Here is a 17,167-nt window from a genome sequence, read left to right on the forward strand (position 1 = left end):
GATTCTTAATTCTCAATCATTAATCCATTGAATTTCAGGGATAAATTGTTAATTCTCATGGGAGGATTTATGATGAAAACGGATTCCCAAAAAGACATCATAGAGGAAACCCCAAAAGTCTTTTTTTCCTTCTAATATTCCCAAGGTTTGGGGAGAACCTTTTTCATCTAACAGGGGCTTCATAAATTCATAGGTTGGCTTATAATAATACCAAGGAATAGACGGCCACAAATGATGAATCAGATGGTAATTTTGCCCCAAAATTAACAGATTTAAAACCGAACCCGGATACACCCTAGCATTTTTCCAGCGACCCCGTTCTTGAAATGGACGATGGGGTAAATAATCAAAGAATAAACCCAAAGCTATTCCCACAACCAAAGCCGGACAAAACCAGAAATTCAGAATATAGCCAAGGAAGTCATAATGAATAGATATAGCAACAATAGTCACTACAAATAAGCGACTCAAAAACCATTCCAAAAGCTCATATTTTTTCCAAAGTCGGCGCTTGAAAAAAAACACTTCATGGTAAAAAAAACGTGCCGCAATCAACCACAAGGGGCCACCTGTGGAAACAAAATGATCAGGATCGTTGTCTGGATCATTAACATGGCAATGATGTTGGATATGCACCCGTGTAAATACGGGAAAAGCGAACCCTAACATCAAAGCACTACCGTGTCCTAATACCGAATTCAAAATCCGGTTTTTGTGGGCAGAATTATGGGATGCGTCATGGATCACTGTCCCCGAAAGGTGCAGCGCCAAAACATTAATCAAAAAACAACACCAATCTGGCCAACCCCAAAGCCAGTATCCCAATGTGGAACAGATCACCATTACTACCGCACCGAAAAACATCAGTAGCGTGGTGTTAAAACCATCCTCTGCGGCGAGGTATTCCTTGGGGACTGTCAGTGGCTTGCTTGCCTCCGACATTACAGTTTGCACTCCTTGAAGTTTCACACCTGAGTATTTTATGAGAAAAGTAACAAATTGTAAAGATTTATAAAATCACTAAACCCGAACGTAATTGCCTAAAATACCACAATTTTATCCCCAGGAGAAAATATTTATGTCTAGCTTACTACTGCGTAGATCCTTAGTCGGATTTGTTGGTTTATCAATTACCCTATCAATCCTGGGTTCTGCGACCGGGGCTAACGCCAAACCTCGGTGGCCATCTTTACCCAGTTTGACCGATCTGCTGCAACTTCCCCGCAACACAACCCAACCGCCCCAACCGATTCCGGTTCCCCCTACCAATACCACCCAACCGCCAGCCCCCCAACCTCAGCCCACGGATCAAGGCCCCCTAATTCCTCAAGTGGAAGTGGAAACCGGGGACACGGCAATTGCTCGGTTTCGATGTGAAGTAATTGGCGGTCAATATACGGTCATGTATTATCCCGTCAGCCAACCCAATCAAGGCTATGCTTGGGCAGTTCCTAGCAATATGGGGGGCGGATGGACACCGGAACGCCGTTGTGGAGAGATTAGTCGCCGTTTAGAGTCCTATCGTCCCGATGGATTAGCAGAAATCAGCACAGCAATTGAGAATGGTTACAATACCCTCTGCGCCACGACCGAAGATATTCCCCAATGTCGGATTGTCTTAACCGTGCCCCCTGGGGAAGATCCCCTATTTGTGCGCGATCGGATTTTCCAAAACCTCGTAATTGCCGACAGTGGCCAAAGCACCCAAGGCATCAATACCCTGGTGAATGAAAAAAGTACCGGAGACATCATTCGAGGGGCTTTAGGACGGCCAAGAACTCGTTCTACTGGTATTCCCCTACGTCAATTCCTCGACCCCAACGATGGCGGCACCGGATCACGCTTAAACCCCCGTTATTTTCCTAAATAGATTAAGAGGGAACACCGGAACACCGGAACAGGGGAGGTAAACTCTTTCTATTACCCAAAACCCATTACCTATTACCAATTACCAATTACCCATTACCAATTCGTAATTCCTGATCCTGATGTGTCCCTGACATGGTTAAATTCTGTTTATGATCTGTAGAGAGAGAGACGTGCCGTGGCTCGTCTCTACGGACAATCCCCTAGATCTTTAATTGAGTCATGCAACCGCAAAATCTACTGCATCGAACTAAAATAGTCGCTACAATCGGCCCTGCTACCCAGAAGCCTGAAGTTCTCCGCGCATTGATTGAAGCGGGTGCAACGACTCTGCGCTTAAATTTTTCCCATAATACCCATGAGGATCATCAACGCAGTATTCGGATGATTCGACAAACCGCCTTTGAACTGAATCAACCCGTGGGGATTTTACAAGATCTCCAAGGCCCAAAAATCAGATTAGGGAAATTTGAGACGGGTTCGATTATTCTGAACCGGGATGATCAGTTTATTCTCACCAGTGAAGACGTGGTGGGAACCCAAGAAATGTCCTCTGTGACCTATAAACCTTTAGCCGATGAAGTCCCAAATGGGGCGGTGATTCTCCTCGATGACGGTAAAGTGGAAATGGTCGTAGAGAAAGTCGAACCATCAAAAGGACGCTTATATTGTCGTGTGGTTGTAGGCGGGACTCTTTCTAATAGTAAAGGGGTGAATTTTCCTGGGGTTTATCTCTCCATTAAAGCCATGACCGAAAAAGACCGCAAGGACTTAATGTTTGGTTTAGACCAAGGAGTGGACTGGGTAGCTTTAAGTTTCGTCAGAAATCCCCAGGACGTCTTAGAAATTAAAGAATTAATTGCGAGTGCGGGGAAAGATGTTCCCGTGATTGCCAAAATTGAAAAACACGAAGCCATTGAACAAATGGAAGAAATTCTGGCTTTGTGTAATGGGGTGATGGTGGCCAGAGGCGATTTAGGGGTGGAACTTCCCGCCGAGGATGTGCCGATTTTACAAAAACGGTTAATTATCACCGCTAACCGCATGGGAATTCCGGTGATTACCGCGACTCAGATGTTAGATAGCATGGTGAATAATCCCCGACCGACCCGGGCGGAAATTTCCGATGTGGCTAATGCGATTTTAGATGGTACCGATGCGGTGATGCTCTCCAATGAAACCGCCGTGGGTAACTATCCGGTGGAAGCGGTGGCGACCATGGCCCGGATTGCGGTGCGGATTGAACAGGAGGGGGCGACCCGCAATGTTTCTAAAGTAGAAGATACCGGACGTTCTATTCCTAATGCCATTAGTCAGGCGGTAGCACAAATTTCTCACCAGTTGAACGCGGCGGCGATTATGACCTTAACTAAAACTGGGTCTACGGCTCGGAATGTCTCGAAGTTCCGACCCCAAACCCCGATTTTAGCCATTACCCCCCACGTTGAAGTAGCCCGACAGTTGAGTTTAGTTTGGGGGGTGAAACCGCTATTGGTTTTGGATTTACCTTCGGCTGACCAAACATTTCAAGCTGCTGTGAATGTGGCTAGGGAAAAAAATCTCCTGGCCGATGGAGATTTGGTTGTGACCACGGCGGGAACTCTACAGGGGGTTGCCGGATCTACGGATTTGATTAAGGTAGAAGTGGTGACGGCTGCTTTGGGGAAGGGAACGGCCGTGGGTCAGGGCTGCGTGACTGGACGGGCGCGGGTTGCCCGTAGTGCTGGAGAGTTGGCTGATTTTAATGCCGGGGAAATTTTGGTCACGGTTCAAACCAGTGCCGATTTTGTGGATGTGATGCGAAAGGCGGGGGGTGTGGTCACCGAAGCCGATAGTTTGACCAGTCACGCGGCGGTAATTGGTTTACGGTTAGGAGTCCCTGTGATTGTTGGGGTAAATAATGCCACCCGCTTAATTCGAGATGGGGTGATTCTGACCTTAGATATGGAGCGCGGGATTGTATATTCGGGAGCCAACAGTGGTTCGGGGACTGAAAATATCTGAAGTAGTTTCCCTTTTCTATTAGATTGATTAAGATTAGATTTTTTCAAAAAAATTAGCGATCGCCGGATGATAAAATCATTCGTTGATCGCTAATTTTTTATTCTTTCTGACCCAACTTTGAAACAAATTATTCCTAACGGTCAACCGAACCCATAATAATATCGATACTACCGAGAATGGCTACCAAGTCAGCGATTTTTTCCCCTCGAACTAATTCCGAGAGAATCGGTAAATTGCAGAAATCCGCCGCCCGAATTTTGAACCGCCAGGGAAAGACATTATCATCTCCAATGATATAAATACCTAGTTCCCCTTTGCCACTTTCAATTCTTACATAATGTTCCCCTTTAGGAATTTTGAAAGTGGGGGCGATTTTCTTACCAATAAATTGATAATCAAAACCATTCCATTCGGATTTCGGCCCGGCCATCATCCGTTGGGCTTCTAAATTTTCGTAGGGGCCACCGGGGAGAGCATCGAGGGCTTGATACAGAATTTTGAGGGATTCTCGCATTTCCCGAATCCGCACAAAATAGCGGGCTAAACAGTCTCCTCCCGTGTCCCACTGCACATCCCAGTCCAACTCGTCGTAACATTCGTAGTGGTCAACTTTGCGTAAATCCCACTTCACCCCAGAGGCGCGTAACATTGGGCCGGATAATCCCCAGTTAATCGCCTGTTCCCGGGTAATGGTTCCTAAACCTTCAATCCGACGTCGGAAAATCGGGTTATTGCTAATTAAGCGTTCGTACTCGTCAATTTTTGGCCCGAAATAATCGCAAAAATCTCGACATTTCTGCACCCAACCATAGGGTAAATCGGCTGCTACTCCCCCAATCCGAAAATAGTTATTATTTACCATCCGGTATCCGGTGGCCGCTTCCCAGAGGTCATAAATGAGTTCCCGTTCTCGGAAAATGTAGAAAAAGGGTGTTTGGGCGCCGACGTCGGCCAGGAATGGGCCAAGCCATAATAGGTGATTAGCAATGCGGTTGAGTTCCAGCATAATCACTCGAATATATTGCGCCCGTTTGGGGACGGTAACTCCGGCCAATCGTTCCGGGCCATTCACCGTTACCGCTTCGTTGAACATTCCGGCGGCATAGTCCCATCGGCTAACATAGGGGACATACATGACAACACTGCGACTTTCGGCGATTTTTTCCATACCGCGATGCAGATACCCTATCACGGGTTCACAGTCCACCACATCTTCCCCATCCAGGGTGACAATTAACCGTAAGACCCCGTGCATGGAGGGATGGTGTGGCCCCATGTTCAAGACCATGGGTTCTGTGCGGGTTTCAATTCTACTCATACTTTTATCGGTGTTCCCTAACGCGGATTTATGGCTTTTTGGGGATTTTTGTTCTAATTATAGGATATATGATTAGGTTGTTGGCGATCGCAATGTTGTATTCTATATTTTATTAAGGTATCGTTTTAACTCCACATTCATCAGGAGTCTAGTATGCACTTACTACGAGTTCAAGTTCCTAATTTTAGGGCTTTAAATCAAGTAGATATTACCTTTGAAAAAGATTTCTTTCCTCAAATTTTTCCGCTAGGAAGTCAGAATGGAGGGGGGAAAAGTACACTCTTACAGTTGATTTTTACCCTTCTCCACTGTTCTGCTTCTGACGAGAGAACGATTTTTTTACAAAATTTACTTCATAGATTCAATCCTAATCAGTCATCAGAGAAAACTATTTTAGCTATCTTCGATATTTGGGACGGTTCTAAGATCCACACTATCGAGTTTTTTTCTCATCAAACCATTGATGCAATAAATGCCAAAATAAATTCCAAGGATTACAACAAAAAACTGCCGATTTCTATTTCTTCTAAAAATAATCGTTTTTTACGACTACCTATTGAATCAATAAGCAGGCTGCTAGATGACGATGACTGGGAACGAGAAAATTTATTGTTTATTTGTACTTATTCTTCAACTAAAGATCAATTAGTTAAAGACAAATCATTACTTTGTAAAATAGGGAATTTGTCTTCTAATGAAGCTAGATTTTTTTTGGATAAGTTGTCAAGAAAAGTATTTCTTGCTTCTCATATAACACAAGATTTTCTATTTATGAATGGAGAATATAGAAAGTTATTTTCTGAAAAAAAAGATGATTATGAAAAAAAAGACTGTTCTAACATAAATTCCTTAAAAACAAAAATCCCAGGTTTTTTTACTTATGATTTTCTCGCAGTAGATCTGGTAAATCAATTATTTATAGATGCTAGAAACAAAGATGGAAATGCAATAAAAGATAGAGAAGACAGTAATTACTATGAAACTTTATTGAAGCAGGATATAAATTCAATTTTGATTAATAAAAAAATCTATTTTTCTCCAGATTTAAACCAAATAACCTTTAAATTAGATAAACAGGGTCAAGAAGTAGACCTATATCCCGAAGATCTTAGTCGTGGCGAATTAAAAAGACTCAGTATTTATGTTTGGCTAAAACATAATGAAATAAAAGATGCTATTGTTTTAATGGATGAAATTGAAATTACATTACATCCAGACTGGCAATATATAATTATTTCAGATTTAGAAAAATGGGAACCCAGCAACCAATATATTTTAGCAACCCACTCTTACGACTTATGTGAGGCATTAACCCCTGCTCACGTTAAAGCAATTAAGCTGAAATTAATTAAAAATAAAAATTAGTATTGAGTAACATGAGTCTGAACCCAGAGGAATTACAAGAACATTGTAAAATTATTCTTAAATCTAACAGGATTGAAAATAAAATTTTAGTTTTGTGTGAAGGGAAGATTCCCGAACTTGGGGGGAGACGTTCACCGGAAAGCTATAAAGAAATGGAGCGGATACCTGATGCGAACTTTTATAAAGCTTGTATCCCTCAAGGATGGAGTCAATACCGACCTCAATTTTTTAATTGTGGCGATCGCCAAGATGTGATTAATACTTATTTTAGTTTATTAGATTTACATGAACAAAATCCGATTAACTCCTATTTAGACCCTACAAAACTATTTTCTATTGTTGATTTAGACCTTCAATCTAAAGAGATTGGTCATAATTATCAATTTCCAGATACTGAAACCATCTTTTATGACCTTTATCAAGGATTAAAAGTTAATCAGCAAACTGCACCAAAGCATCGAATTTGGGTAACAGGCTTAATTCATAAAGAATCCTATTTTATTATACCTGAATTGCAAGAAACGTTTGATAGTTGTGTGATGCTTCCTGTTCCCCTTTATAAAGGAAACAATCTTTTACTAACAGATATCTATAAAGATATGGCTGAATTAATTAATCAAGATCCTGATTTAAAAAATCATCTGATAACCGCCTGTCAAAGAATCAACTATTGTCCAGGTTTAAACTGTACTGATACCACCGAATTAAAAACTTCATGGATTCAAAAATTTAACTCTACTGAAGATCTAACTTGCAAAAATGAATTAATTTATGCGTTGTTAACCCTAATAAAAGCTAAAAACTTTTGGCGTAAAATTGAACCCCCTCCTGATTGGAGTCGTTCACCAGAAGTTTACAGAGATCAATTACTATTAGAGATAGGAAAATTTTATTCAGAACATAGTGATGCTGAATATCATCTGAGTGTTTTCTTTAAAATTTTATATCAGTTTGTATAAAACGCTATATTGATAATAACCATTCTATAGGAATAATTACATTGTCTGAAATCGAAACAGTGGAAGAAAATACTCAAACCCCCCCTTCGACAGAGCTCAGGACAGGCTTTGTCCATATTCCTGTGTTGAGTCGGGAATTAATTGCGGGGTTAGAAATTTGTGCGGGGGGGGAATATCTGGATGCAACCGTTGGCGGTGGCGGACATAGTTTGTTATTGTTACAAGCGGGGGAGAATATCCAGTTAACAGTAATTGATCAGGATCAAGAAGCGATCGCTGCCGCCCGGGTTAAATTTGAACAAACAGATCCTTCTTTCTTGGAAAGAGTGCAGTTTTGGCAAGGGAACTTTACTCAATATAACCCCAAATCTAAACAATTTGATGGAATTATAGCAGATTTAGGGGTGAGTTCCTATCAGTTTGATCAGCCAGAACGTGGGTTTAGTTTTCGCCATACCGCGCCTTTAGATATGCGAATGAATCAACAACAATCTTTAACAGCGGCGGAGATTATTAACCATTGGGATGAGAAGCAATTAGCGGATATTTTTCATCATTATGGGGAAGAAAGGTTATCCAGACGAATTGCTAAACGAATTGTAGAAAAACGGCCGTTTCAAACCACAACGGATTTAGCCTATGCGATCGGCGGTTGTGTTCCGGCGAGTTATCGTCACGGACGAATTCATCCGGCTACCCGTGTATTTCAAGCATTAAGAATTGCGGTGAATCAAGAGTTAACTTGTTTAGAAAAATTTATAGACCAAGCGCAATATTGGTTAAAACCTGGGGGTAGAATTGGAGTGATTAGTTTTCATAGTTTAGAAGATAGAATCGTTAAACATCGGTTTAAAGAGTCTCCTATTTTACAGGTATTAACTAAAAAACCGATTCAACCCCAACCCGATGAACTGAATAATAATCACCGTTCTCGTTCAGCTAAATTAAGATTAGCAGAACGAAAGATAATAGAATAGTCAAGATTATAAACCCTAAAAAAACCTAGATTCTATTGTTGGGGCGAGAAGACCTCGCTTCTACTCTTTTGTGATTTTAGGTGATTTATACAACTAATTGAGATTCACTATAGTTGCTATAATACCAAAATTGAGTTAATAGTCTATTTCCGATGCTTATGAACATTCTGAGTTGTACATGAATGGAAAGGTTTAGATGAATATGCTAAAAGTCGTACAGAACAACTAGCACGTCTGGGTTATGTCGCTTTTGCTGCGGATATTTATGGCAAAGGAATTAGACCCCAAACCGCAGAGGAAGCTAAAACTCAAGCGACCCTTTATCGCAGTAACCGGGCACTATTAAGGGAACGGGTTAATGCTGCTTTAACAGAACTTCGTAAACAACCTCAAACTGATTCTGAAAAGTTAGCCGCGATTGGATATTGTTTCGGAGGAACAACGGTTTTAGAATTGGCAAGAAGTGGTGCAGATATTGATGGGGTGGTGAGTTTTCATGGTGGTTTAGATAGTCCTAATCCCCAGGATGGTAAACGAATTAAAAGCAAAGTTTTAGTCTTACATGGGGCGGATGATCCGTTAGTTTCTCAAGAGGATATTAAGGCATTTGAGCAGGAATTGCGGGAGGGAAATGTAGATTGGCAAATGGTAAATTATGGTGGAACGGTGCATAGTTTTACTAATCCAAAATCGGGGAATGATCCCTCTAAAGGAGTAGCTTATAATCCCGATTCTGATCGTCGTTCTTTTGAAGCAATGAAGGTGTTTTTTCAGGAAATTTTTTAGGGAATGAAGGTAAGATCGCTTTTTTTAAAAGGCGATCGCATCAATTTTCTATGGGATTATATTAAATTAAACCCGCAATAATATTAATACTCATCGCCACAATTACGGTATTAAAGAAAAAGGAAAGAATGCCATGAAATAGCGATAAACGCCTTAATGACCGGGAAGTTATTTGTACATCTGAAACTTGACTGGTCATGCCAATTACAAAAGCAAAATATAAAAAATCCCAGTAGTCAGGCTCTATATCTTCGGGAAAATCTAGTCCTGCTGCTGGAGAATTACTGAGAGTTTTATGGTCTTGATAATATTCATGGGCATAGTGAATCGCAAAAATTGTATGAACCAGTAACCATGATCCAATAATTGTGATCACCGCTAAAATTATATGGGTAATAATTATATTAATATTCTGATCTTTTGTTTCTCTTAATATAAAAGTAATTGCTAATATACTAGCACAGGCAGAAGCCGTAATTAAGCTCAAAATTACTAATCGTCCTTCATCCTGGCTTTGAGCATTGCGGCGCATTGTTTTGGGGATTGCTTGCACCATTAATACCCAAGTTGAGATTAAAAAACAGATCATTCCCGCATTCCATAATGATAGAATCCGAGTGGATAAACTAAACCAAGATGGCAGAAAAAATGATACTATTAAAGAAAATAAAGCCGATAAAATCAGGCGATAGCGAACTTTCCATTGGTGAGAAATCTGAGGTTTGAGCATAAATTTATATCCCAAATTTCATTCATTAAAGTTAAAAGGTTTTGTGATTCCAAATAAACCGAAACTGATGCACTAAATCTTTAAGTTTTTCGGCAATATTAGCGGCTTGAGCGAGGGTATAGGAAATAAAGAATAGGCAATCTTGCCTTTAGTTAAGGTTTGAAACCAACGGCCTCAGAAATTGAATTTAACCCATATTGATCTAATTTTTTTAACAGTCCTGCTAATATGCTTTTTACCATTCCTGGCCCTTCATAAATCCAACCCGTATAGACTTGAATTAAACAAGCTCCTGCTGTAATTTTTTCCCAAGCATCATCGGCGGTAAAAATTCCCCCAACCCCAATAATAGGTAACTGTCCTTGGGTATTTTGATGAATCCAACGAATTACTTCTGTTGATCTTTCTTTTAGGGGTGCACCACTAATTCCTCCCGCTTCTTGGGTAATATAACTTCCGGTTTGGGGTAGCCATTGGGTTTTTAATCCGTCGCGTTTTATGGTAGTATTAGTAGCAATAATTCCGGCTAATTTATGGGTTTGGGATAAATTAACAACATCGGCGATCGCATCCCATTCTAAATCCGGTGCTATTTTAATTAAAATTGGTTTATTATCTGTATTTTCAGTATTTAAAACCGCTATAATTTTACTTAATTGTTCCGCATCTTGGAGCGATCGCAATCCGGGGGTATTAGGAGAAGAAACATTAACCACAAAATAATCCCCATAGTCTTTTAACAGTTTAAAACTCCCTAAATAATCTTCGGCGGCTTCTTCTAAAGGAGTAATTTTAGATTTTCCTAAATTAATTCCGACTGGAATCATAAATTTTTGTTGATGTTTTTCCTCTAACCGTTGCGCCAATATTTCCGCCCCTTGATTATTAAATCCCATGCGATTTAAAATGGCTTCATCCTCAACTAATCTAAATAATCTAGGTTGGGGATTTCCTGGTTGCGGATGGAGGGTAACTGTCCCTAATTCCGTAAATCCAAAACCCAAACTTTGCCAAATTCCAGCAGCAACTCCATCCTTATCAAACCCGGCGGCTAAACCCACGGGATTAGCAAAATTTAAACCCCACAATTGTTGCTGTAAACGGATATCCTGTAAACAGAATGATGGTTTAAGTTGAGATTCTAGCCAATTTAGGGGTGAATTAGACTGATTTTGGTCAATCCAACTCAAGACTTCTAAAGCGCGATGATGGGCCCATTCTGGATCAATTTTGAGTCCATAAAATAAAAGGGGTTTAACGGCGCTGCGGTAAATATCCAAAATAGTCTCCTATGCTTAGGTCTTAATTCCCAGTTTTAAATTTAGTCTATTTTTTGAGCAAAATGGTGAAATATTAAGGGTAAGATAGAAGCATCAGCCAGATCAACGGGTAGAGTATTTTTCTTCCCCTATACCAGAAAACTGCACAGGTTTAGGATCTTAATTAAAATTTTAGTTTTTAATGTTAATTAAAATATACAATTCGGGAGTTTATTATGGGTCAATTTGAAGAATCGACCGCATTAGAGCAACCCATCATGACATTGGGGCGTGTTCTCCAGACCCTACAAGATGAAGACAATGTTGATGTTTTAATCGAAACGATTTTAAACTATTTAAAAACCGAGTTTAATTATAGTTTAATTTGGATTAGTTTATATGATCGTTTAGATCATCGTTTAATTGGCAAAGGAGGAGTTACCCCAACGGAAGATAATTGGTTAATCAAACAAAGATTTGTCTTATCTCCTGGAGATTTACTCGAACAGTTAGTAATTCAAATGCGACCTTTAGTTGTCCCCGATCTGCGGTCAGAAACTCGCGCTGGAGGATGGCAAAAAGCTGCCCAAGCCTTTAATATTCAGGGGTCAATTTTATTCCCCATGCGCTATAAAGATCGCTGTTTTGGTGTGGTTTTATTAGGATCAACCGAGTGGGGAATTTCTCCGAGTTCAACGGAAAAAGAACTAATTTCGATGGTTTTAGGAACCTTAGCGACTTCTTTATTTCAAATTGAAACCACTTGGATGTATCAACAAACCAAAAGACCTGACCAACCTTTTTTGAAACTTTTAACTCAATTTAGAACCCTGAATACTTTAGATCGATGTTTGGAAGTAGCGGTAGAAACAACCCATGAATTTATTGAACCCACGCGCACCAATGTGTATTGGTATTATCGAGAAGGTCGTTATTTTTGGCGGCGGGCGAGTAATCAACAAAAACTTCCCAGTGTCAGTTTAATGAAACAATCGGCTTCGGGGGTAACAGTACAGGATTTAGGGGAATTTTATCAAGCGTTAACTTCCGATCATTTAGTGTCTATTGGAGAGTCTTATAGTTCCTTAAGAGCGGATACAACGGAACGATTAATGGAGAAAATTCGCGCCCGTTCCCTATTAGCGGTTCCGATTCTTTTTAATCAAGAAATGTTAGGATTTATTGCCGTTGAAGGTCAAAATCCGAGGATTTGGCAGGAAAATGAAAAACAATTTTTGCGGGGTGTGGGACAATTAATTTCCCTAACTGCTCCCTTAGCGGAAATGGAAGTTAAAATTCGACAAGCGGAATTAGATCAATCCTTAACTGCTAAAGTTACCCGTGCTATTGTTGATGATCAAGATTGGCAACTTTCTTTAAAAACTACCGCTAATCTATTGTGTCAGCGATTAAATGCGGGACGGTTTTTATTAATTAAGCGTCATCTTAAAACGGCAAAATTTGAGATTATTTATCAATATTATCCTTTAAATAGAAACGCAATTTTTTCGCCTTTAGATTCTCTGACTTTCCAAGATTGGCAATCTTTAAAAAATCAGAATGAAATTTTGCTAATTGAAAATTATGATGAAGATGAAAAATTAAAATCTTGGCGCAATCAACTCAAAGATGCCGGAGTGCGATCGCTAATTCTTTGCCCGATTAATTCTTGTTTGACTTCGGAAAAATATCAACAGGAAAATATGCCTCAAGAGTTGTTATTAATAGGTCATGAATCTCCTAGAACTTGGGATCGAGCCGAACAGGAATTAGTTAAAATTGTTAGTCAACAATTGAGCGTGATTTTACGTCAATGGAAGTTAAATCAACAAATTAAATCTCAGGAAGAATTTCATCAGGCTTTAGATTGTTGTTGGTTAGCCCTACAAAAAACTCATCAATTACAACACCTAGAACAACAATTTACAGAAAAAATAGCACAATTATTACAAAGTCCTTTAGTTGTATTATTAACATGGATTGAAGGGACAAAAAAAGCAAAAATCGTTAATTGTGTTGCCCGTCAATCGGAATTATTAATTAATTCTGATCGGTTAATTTCTATTGCCAAAGATCCTTTAATTCAACACGCATTATCAACAAAAGAATTGTTTTGGTGGCCCGTACAGGAGTTGTCGATATACACTCAACAATGGTTTACTAGCCCGGTTAAGAAAATTTTAGTTACCACCCTTTATACCGCTTCTGAACATAATCCCACAGGTATTTTAATTATTGCTGATCCTGAGCAAATTCAAACAGAAGCAGGAATATCTTTAACTATGCTTAATTTGTTAGTGACACAATTTTCTTGGTCACGGCGCTATTTACGAATTCAAGAGGTCTTAAAAACTCAACACGAAGAATTACAATGGCTAAATTGGTACAAACAACGGCGCTTAGAAGAATTGTATCGAACCGTGGGCGGAGGACTGAAACAATTAAACGAATTAAATCAATCTCCATTTCAATCAACCGATCCACAAAAAAACCAACTTTCCCATTTACGCTATCAACAATTACTCCGTCAAATGGGAAGTGCTTTAGCTTCTACCAGTTCTTTAATTAAACAGGAACAATGGCGACTTCATCATCAAAATGATATTATTCCAATTACTAATTTATTGCGAAGGGTGCGAGAAAGAATCAATGCTATTATTAGAAATAAACAAATCCAATTAGTGATTAAACAACAGGAAAATTTTAATGTTATTGGCGATCATATTAAATTAGAACTGGTTTTTTATGAAATATTATTAACCACCTGTCACCGCGCTGAACCAGGTGGCGTCATTGAGATGATCACTCAACCTTTAAATGATCATCAATTACAACTAATGATTACAGATTATGGTACAATCAATCCGCAACTGATTCTGGAGTTAAAAGTGGGTCATTCTCCCGATTTACTTGCTCCCTCTCCCTTAGCTTCTCCCCCAGGTCAACAGCTTTTAATTTGTCAACAAATGTTAGAAAAAATGGCAGGAAAATTCCTAATAGAATCAGGAGAAAATCAACAAATTATAACTCGGATTATTTTAACTTTAGCTCCAGCAAGTTAGATCAATGATTTACTAATAACTTGTACGGACGGGTGGCTCAAGATTGAAGTAATGAATATAAAAATTACTCCTAAAACTGATAACTGATCACTGATAACTGATTAATATGTTACTTTCCCTAAAAATAGAAAACTTTGCTTTAATTGATCATTTAGATTTAGATTTAGGTACTGGTTTAAATGTATTTACCGGAGAAACCGGAGCCGGAAAATCAATTATTTTAGATGCTGTTGATGCAATTTTAGGGGGAAAAGTAGACCGTCGTTCCATTAGAACAGGAGCTACAAGATCCCTATTAGAAGGAACATTTGAGATCGAAAAAAAATGGTTTAATTGGTTAACAGAACAAGAAATTGATTTAGTCGATGGCAGTTTAATTGTTTGTAGTCGAGAAGTGGTAATTACCGGAGATAAACTTCGCAGCCGATCTAGGGTAAATGGGGTATTAGTTAATCGCAAATTAATTGAACAACTCCGCGATCGCTTAATTGAAATTACCGCCCAAGGACAAACCTTACAACTCGGTCAACCCGACCTTCAACAAGAATGGTTAGATCTCTATGGAGGTCAACCCTTAATCGAAGCTAGAAAAGCTGTAGCATTAACTTATAGCGAAGCTCAAACCTGTAGCCATGCCTTAGAAAAACGCCGTCAATTTGAACAACAACGGTTACAAAGATTGGACTTATTAACCTATCAAATTCGAGAATTAGATACAGCTAATTTAACCACAGCCGAAGAATTAGAACAATTACAAATAGAACATCAACGGCTAAATCATATTGTTGAACTTCAACAACAAAGTTATCAAATTTATCAAGCCCTTTATCAAAGTGAAACCGGGTTAGCGGCAACGGATTTATTAAGCCAAGCGGAAAACAAACTCAGTGATTTAGTCGAATATGATCCCCAACTCCAAACCATTTTAGAAATAGTCAGTGAAGCGGTGGCTCAAATTACCGAAGCCGGAAGACAAATTGGCAGTTATGGTGAACAATTAGAATCCGATCCTCAACGCTTAGAAGAAGTAGAAGATCGGATTCGAGACTTAAAACAAATTTGTCGCAAATATGGACAAACTTTAGAAGAAGTGATCGAATATTATCATCGCATTCAAGAAGAATTAAAGGATTTAGAAGATGAAGATCAATCAATTGAATCCTTAGAACAGACCTATCAACAGGCAGTTCAAGCCCTAAAAGAAACCTGTCAACATCTGACTAACCTCCGTCAAGAAGCCGGCCATCAATTAGAAACCCATCTCCTCAAAGAACTCAAACCTTTAGCGATGAATAATGTTAAATTTCAAGCCGAAATTCATCCGATTTCCCCGACTGCTATGGGGGCGGATCAGATTCAATTTTGCTTTAGTCCCAACCCCGGAGAACCCCTGCAACCCTTGGGAGCGATCGCATCCGGGGGAGAAATGAGTCGGTTTCTCTTAGCTTTGAAAGCCTGTTTTTCCCAAATTGCCGGGTCAGGAACCTTGGTATTTGATGAAATTGACGTCGGGGTATCGGGACGAGTGGCCACGGCGATCGCTCAGAAACTCCACCAACTTAGTCAACGCCATCAAGTCCTCTGTGTCACCCACCAGCCCCTAGTTGCGGCCATGGGAGATCATCATTTTCGGGTAATCAAAGAAACTATCCAAACCGACTTAGAACCCAATTCCCAGGCTCCAGAAACCCGCACCGTCGTCCGGGTGACTCAGTTAACTTCCCCCCAACGTCGGGAAGAATTGGCTCAATTGGCCAGTGGGGAATCGGCCCAAGAAGCGATCGCCTTTGCCGAGTCACTTTTGACCCAAGCGGCGTTGATGAAAAACTAGCGATATATAGCAATCCTAAATCAGTTGTAATATTTCCATCTATCTCGACCCCTCCCAACCCTCACCTTAGTAAGGGGAGGGCTAGGGTGGGGTTCTATATTCTGATCGCAAATCATTTAAGATTGCTATATTATTAATTGTTAACTAATAAGTACCTAAACAAAATTAATTACACATCCTCTACCCTGTTCCCTCCCCCCTAGCCCCCCGTGCACGGGGGGTTTGGGGGCTGTTCCCTTTCTCAACTAGGTAATTTATTTTGTGCAACTACTTAATATAGAATAGGATATGAGATAGTTAAAATTTCTCCCCGAACATTCAATGAGGATAGGACTATGAATGCTTTAACTGTCAATTTGAAATCATTAATAGAAATGACTGATGAGCAGTTTTTTCAGCTATGTCAAAACAACCGCGAATTGAGATTTGAAAGAAATGCAAATGGAGAATTAATAATTATGCCACCAACGGGAGGAGAAACGGGAAATCGTAACGGTAGACTAAATCAACAATTATTTAATTGGACTGATGCTGATAGTACTGGCATTGCTTTTGATTCTTCCACTTGTTTTAAATTACCAAATGGTGCAGATCGTTCTCCTGATGCTTCTTGGATTAAGTTAGAAAGATGGGATGCTTTAACCGATGAGGAAAAACAAAAGTTTCCCCCTATTAATCCTGATTTTGTGATTGAGTTACTTTCTCCTAGTGATAGTTTGAAGACTACACAGGAAAAGATGAGAGAATATATAGATAATGGTGTGGGTTTGGGTATATTAATTAATCGTAAATCTCGTCAAGTAGAGATTTATAGATCAGGAAAAGAGGTTGAGGTTTTAGATTCTCCTGCTACGGTTTCAGGGGAAGATGTTTTAAAGGGTTTTGTGTTAAATTTGGGGATGATTTGGTAACATTATATAGGTATTTATTTAACCAGATAAATGATTTTGGATTTATTGGGGTTAATTCTATTATTTAACTATGTGGTTATTGAATAGACATCTCCAAGA

12 protein-coding genes and 1 pseudogene are annotated in these 17,167 nt (G+C 39.6%); 9 read left to right on the plus strand and 4 right to left on the minus strand.

The features are described 5' to 3' along the window. Window positions 1-48: 48 nt before the first annotated feature. Window positions 49-942, minus strand: coding sequence for a beta-carotene hydroxylase (gene crtR / locus AC559H_RS01005; RefSeq protein ID WP_026793443.1), 894 nt, complete (start codon window positions 940-942; stop codon window positions 49-51). A 136-nt stretch (window positions 943-1,078) separates the two neighbouring features. Here crtR and AC559H_RS01010 point away from each other — a divergent pair, with 136 nt between their 5' ends. Together AC559H_RS01010 and pyk are read left to right on the plus strand one after the other, a co-directional pair. Beyond that, window positions 1,079-1,870, plus strand: a complete 792-nt coding sequence (locus AC559H_RS01010) for a COP23 domain-containing protein (RefSeq protein WP_026793444.1) — start codon at window positions 1,079-1,081, stop codon at window positions 1,868-1,870. A gap of 218 nt (window positions 1,871-2,088) precedes the next feature. Beyond that, on the plus strand, window positions 2,089-3,870 hold the full coding sequence (gene pyk, locus AC559H_RS01015; protein WP_026793445.1) for a pyruvate kinase: 1,782 nt from the start codon (window positions 2,089-2,091) through the stop codon (window positions 3,868-3,870). 133 nt (window positions 3,871-4,003) lie between these two features. Here pyk and AC559H_RS01020 read toward each other — a convergent pair whose 3' ends face one another. Then, window positions 4,004-5,188 (minus strand): NAD(P)H-quinone oxidoreductase subunit H, encoded by a 1,185-nt coding sequence (locus AC559H_RS01020; RefSeq protein WP_026793446.1) that lies wholly within the window; start codon window positions 5,186-5,188, stop codon window positions 4,004-4,006. Window positions 5,189-5,341: 153 nt separating this feature from the next. Here AC559H_RS01020 and AC559H_RS01025 point away from each other — a divergent pair, with 153 nt between their 5' ends. From AC559H_RS01025 to AC559H_RS01040, 4 genes and pseudogenes are all read left to right on the plus strand, one after another. Beyond that, window positions 5,342-6,553, plus strand: a complete 1,212-nt coding sequence (locus AC559H_RS01025) for an AAA family ATPase (RefSeq protein ID WP_026793447.1) — start codon at window positions 5,342-5,344, stop codon at window positions 6,551-6,553. Window positions 6,554-6,564: 11 nt separating this feature from the next. Continuing rightward, the gene (locus tag AC559H_RS01030) at window positions 6,565-7,512 is read left to right on the plus strand and encodes a hypothetical protein (RefSeq protein ID WP_026787480.1); all 948 of its coding nucleotides are present in this window, start codon (window positions 6,565-6,567) and stop codon (window positions 7,510-7,512) included. Between the two features lie 59 nt (window positions 7,513-7,571). Continuing rightward, window positions 7,572-8,489, plus strand: coding sequence for a 16S rRNA (cytosine(1402)-N(4))-methyltransferase RsmH (gene rsmH, locus AC559H_RS01035; RefSeq protein WP_026793448.1), 918 nt, complete (start codon window positions 7,572-7,574; stop codon window positions 8,487-8,489). A 183-nt stretch (window positions 8,490-8,672) separates the two neighbouring features. Continuing rightward, window positions 8,673-9,275: pseudogene (locus tag AC559H_RS01040) on the plus strand (dienelactone hydrolase family protein); the annotation flags it as partial. Between the two features lie 61 nt (window positions 9,276-9,336). Here the strand turns inward: AC559H_RS01040 and AC559H_RS01045 are convergent. Together AC559H_RS01045 and AC559H_RS01050 are read right to left on the minus strand one after the other, a co-directional pair. After that, entirely contained in the window at window positions 9,337-10,005 is a 669-nt protein-coding gene (locus tag AC559H_RS01045) for a DUF1345 domain-containing protein (RefSeq protein WP_036833872.1), read from the minus strand. Between the two features lie 152 nt (window positions 10,006-10,157). Further along, window positions 10,158-11,285, minus strand: coding sequence for a quinone-dependent dihydroorotate dehydrogenase (locus AC559H_RS01050; protein ID WP_026793449.1), 1,128 nt, complete (start codon window positions 11,283-11,285; stop codon window positions 10,158-10,160). A 215-nt stretch (window positions 11,286-11,500) separates the two neighbouring features. On the opposite strand from AC559H_RS01050, the gene AC559H_RS01055 reads away from it, so the two are divergent. The 3 genes from AC559H_RS01055 to AC559H_RS01065 all read left to right on the plus strand — a co-directional run bounded on the left by AC559H_RS01055 (window position 11,501) and on the right by AC559H_RS01065 (window position 17,068). Beyond that, window positions 11,501-14,326, plus strand: coding sequence for a GAF domain-containing protein (locus tag AC559H_RS01055; RefSeq protein ID WP_026793450.1), 2,826 nt, complete (start codon window positions 11,501-11,503; stop codon window positions 14,324-14,326). Between the two features lie 106 nt (window positions 14,327-14,432). After that, the gene (recN, locus tag AC559H_RS01060; protein ID WP_026793451.1) at window positions 14,433-16,157 is read left to right on the plus strand and encodes a DNA repair protein RecN; all 1,725 of its coding nucleotides are present in this window, start codon (window positions 14,433-14,435) and stop codon (window positions 16,155-16,157) included. Window positions 16,158-16,492: 335 nt separating this feature from the next. Continuing rightward, on the plus strand, window positions 16,493-17,068 hold the full coding sequence (locus tag AC559H_RS01065; RefSeq protein WP_026793452.1) for a Uma2 family endonuclease: 576 nt from the start codon (window positions 16,493-16,495) through the stop codon (window positions 17,066-17,068). Window positions 17,069-17,167 lie beyond the last annotated feature (99 nt).

Source organism: Planktothrix prolifica NIVA-CYA 540 (assembly GCF_963864145.1).
GTDB classification, from domain to species: Bacteria; Cyanobacteriota; Cyanobacteriia; order Cyanobacteriales; family Microcoleaceae; genus Planktothrix; species Planktothrix agardhii.